Genomic DNA, 3153 nt, shown 5'->3' on the forward strand with positions numbered 1-3153 from the left:
GCCAGGCCGATCACGACCTCGGCCGCGGCCACCACCATGACGAAGAACGCGAACACGTGTCCGCCCACGTCGCCGTGCATCCGGGCGAACGTCACGAGCGCGAGGTTGGTGGCGTTGAGCATGAGCTCGATGCACATGAACACCACGATCGCGTTGCGCCGCAGCAGGAACCCGGCCGCGCCGATGGTGAACAGGATGGCCGAGAGGTAGAGGTAGTTCTCGGGGTTCACGGTCGTCCCCCCTCGTCGGGCCCTGCCGTGTCGCCGGAGCCCAGCTCGCGGTCGGAACCGTGCCGTCGCAACACCTCGCTCACCGAGTCCGTGGCCTCCGAGCCGTCGGGCAGGCGGGCCGGGGAGTCCGCGGAGTTGCGACGCGCGTACACGCCGGGGCTGGGCGGCGGCGTCACCCGGGCGGTGCCGTCGTGCTGCCAGTCGAGGAACCGCTGCTCGGACATCTCGCGCTGGGTGCGGCGTCCGGAGAACCGCTCGCGGTGTGCCAGCACCATGGCGCCCAGGGTGGCGATGATCAGCAGGACCCCGGTGAGCTCGAACGCCCACACGTGGCGGGTGAACAGCAGCGTGGCCAGGGCGGGCACGTCGTCGTGGTCGGCGCCGAAACCGGTGAACGGGGGCAGCTGCGCGCGGGCCAGCCCGGTCGCCAGGAGGACCCCGAAACCGAGCCCGGCGACGATCGCGGCCACGCGGTGGCCTCGGATCCGCTCCACCAGGGACTCCGAGGACTCCACCCCGATGAGCATCACCACGAACAGGAACAGCATCATCACCGCGCCGGTGTAGACGACGATCTGGCCGACGCCCAGGAACACCGCCCCCTGCGCCATGTACAGCACGGCCAGGGCGACCATCGTCATGGCCAGGCAGAGCGCGGAGTAGACCGCCTTGGTGGCGGAGATCACCCCGAGGGCCCCGACGACCACTACGACCGCGAGCACCCAGAACAGGACCGACTCCCCGGTGGACACCGAGTCCCCGGCCATCACGACCTGCTCCCGCCATCGGGTCCGCTCGACGCGGTCCCCAGGACGTCGCCACGGTAGTAGTCGGCGTGCGTCGTCCCCGGGGCCATGTCGTGCGGGGCGGGGACCATCCCGTCGAGCATCGGGCCCAGGAGGTCCTGCTTCTCGTAGATGAGCCCGGCCCGGTCGTCGCCGACCATCTCGTAGTCGTTGGTCATGGTCAGCGCGCGGGTCGGGCAGGCCTCCACGCAGAGCCCGCACCCGATGCAGCGCAGGTAGTTGATCTGGTAGATCCGCCCATAGCGCTCGCCGGGTGAGTACCTCTCGGCCTCGGTGTTGTCGGCGCCCTCCACGTAGATCGCGTCCGCCGGGCAGGCCCACGCGCACAGCTCGCAGCCGATGCACTTCTCCAGGCCGTCGGCGTAGCGGTTGAGCTGATGGCGGCCGTGGTATCGGGGGGCGGTGGGGACCTTCTCCTCCGGGTACTGCTCGGTGTGCTTCTTGCGGAACATCGTCGCGAACGTGACGCCGAACCCGGCGAGCGGCTCGAGGACCCTCGGGATCCTAGGCATTGCGGGCCTCCTCCGATGAGGTGCGCTGGTGGGGCAGCGGCGGGACGGGGAACCCGCCCGCCACCGGGTTGTAGGCCGGGTCGCCGGACCCGGTCGATACCCGTGATCGGTCGGAACGGTCCGTGGCGGACCCCCCGCGGCTCGGGCGGGTGCCGATGCGCGAGCGGAGGGCCAGCACGATCACGACCACCGCGATCAGACCGACGGTCACCAGGGCGATGGCCACCCCGTCGTACCCGGCGTTCGAGAAGGCCCGGATGCTCGCCACGGCCATCACCCACGCCAGGGAGACGGGGATGAGCACCTTCCAGCCGAATCCCATGAACTGGTCGTAACGGAGCCTCGGCAGGGTGGCCCGCAGCCAGATGAACAGGAACATGAAGCCCCACACCTTGATGACGAACCACAGCAGCGCCCACCACCCGGAGTCCGCGCCGTCGATCAGGGAGAACGGCAGGGGGGCCTGCCAACCGCCGAGGAACAGGGTGGCCGCGAGTGCCGAGACCGTGGTCATGTTGACGTACTCGGCCAGCATGAACATCGCGAACCTCAGCGACGAGTACTCGGTGTGGAACCCCCCGACCAGCTCGCCCTCGGCCTCGGGAAGGTCGAAGGGCGCGCGGTTGGTCTCGCCGACCATGGAGATGACGTAGATGAGGAACGAGGGCGCCAGGAGGAACACGAACCAGACCTCGGCCTGGGCGGCGACGATGCCCGAGGTCGACATGGTCCCCGCGAACAGGAACACACCCACGAAGGACAGTGCCATCGCGATCTCGTAGCTGATCACCTGCGCGGTGGAGCGGAGCCCCCCGAGCAGCGGGTAGGTGGAACCGGAGGACCAGCCGGCCAACACGATCCCGTACACCCCGATCGACGTGACGGCCAGGATGTAGAGCACCCCCACGTTCAAATCGGTGAGCTGCAGCGGAGTCCGGTGACCGGCGATCGAGACCTCGGGCCCGAAGGGGATCACCGCGAACGCCATGAACGCGGGGATCACGGCGATGACCGGGGCCAGCAGGAAGATCGGCTTGTCCACCCCGGCGGGGATCAGCCCCTCCTTGAGGGCGATCTTCACGCCGTCGGCCAGGCTCTGCAGCATGCCCAGAGGCCCGACCCGGTTGGGTCCCACCCGCATCTGCATCCAGGCGATGACCTTGCGCTCGAGGTAGATCGCGGCGAGCACCGTGACCACCAGGAACGCGAAGACCGCGAGCACCTTGGCCAGCACCAACCACCACGGGTCGATGCCGAACGCGGACAGGTCCGGGTGCGCGGCCGTCGTCACGGGGCCACCTCCCCGGCGACGATCCGGACCACGTCTCCCGCGGCCGCGGCGAGCGTGGCGTTGACGGCCGATCCGGGCGAGTTCTGCGGCACCCACACCACGCGATCGGGCATCTCGGTGACCGCGCACGGCAGGGTGATCGATCCGCGTCCGGTGGTCACGGTCAGTGGCTCGCCGTCCGCGACGCCGACCTCGTGCGCGGTGGTCGGGGACAACCTGGTGACGGGGGTGCGGGCCGTTCCGGCCAGGTGCGGTTCGCCGTCCTGCAGACGACCCGAGTCGAGCAGCATCCGCCAGGTGGCGAGGACGGCCTG

General features: G+C 69.8%; 5 protein-coding genes. All 5 read right to left on the reverse strand.

Annotated features, from left to right (window positions below; genetic code table 11):
- On the reverse strand, positions 1-230 hold a 230-nt coding region (gene nuoK, locus G6026_RS15285), incomplete at its 3' end, for an NADH-quinone oxidoreductase subunit NuoK (protein ID WP_182613680.1).
- Positions 227-997, reverse strand: a complete 771-nt coding sequence (locus G6026_RS15290) for an NADH-quinone oxidoreductase subunit J (protein ID WP_182613677.1) — start codon at positions 995-997, stop codon at positions 227-229. The genes G6026_RS15290 and nuoK, both read right to left, overlap by 4 nt.
- A complete protein-coding gene (gene nuoI, locus G6026_RS15295) occupies positions 997-1539 on the reverse strand; it encodes an NADH-quinone oxidoreductase subunit NuoI (RefSeq protein ID WP_107757937.1) in 543 nt (180 codons plus the stop codon). Before nuoI ends, G6026_RS15290 begins: the two co-directional genes overlap by 1 nt.
- A 1-nt stretch (position 1540) precedes the next feature.
- Entirely contained in the window at positions 1541-2839 is a 1299-nt protein-coding gene (gene nuoH / locus G6026_RS15300; RefSeq protein ID WP_182613678.1) for an NADH-quinone oxidoreductase subunit NuoH, read from the reverse strand.
- Positions 2836-3153: molybdopterin dinucleotide binding domain-containing protein (locus G6026_RS15305; RefSeq protein WP_277815619.1), on the reverse strand; the 318-nt coding region annotated here is incomplete at its 5' end. The genes nuoH and G6026_RS15305, both read right to left, overlap by 4 nt.

Origin of the sequence: Dietzia sp. DQ11-38-2 (assembly GCF_014145055.1) — a bacterium.
In the GTDB taxonomy this organism is placed as follows: domain Bacteria; phylum Actinomycetota; class Actinomycetes; order Mycobacteriales; family Mycobacteriaceae; genus Dietzia.

Bases quoted from the DNA above. Each gene is read 5' to 3' on its own strand.
- G6026_RS15290 (WP_182613677.1), bottom strand. From the start codon at position 997: ATGGCCGGGGACTCGGTGTCCACCGGGGAGTCGGTCCTGTTCTGGGTG.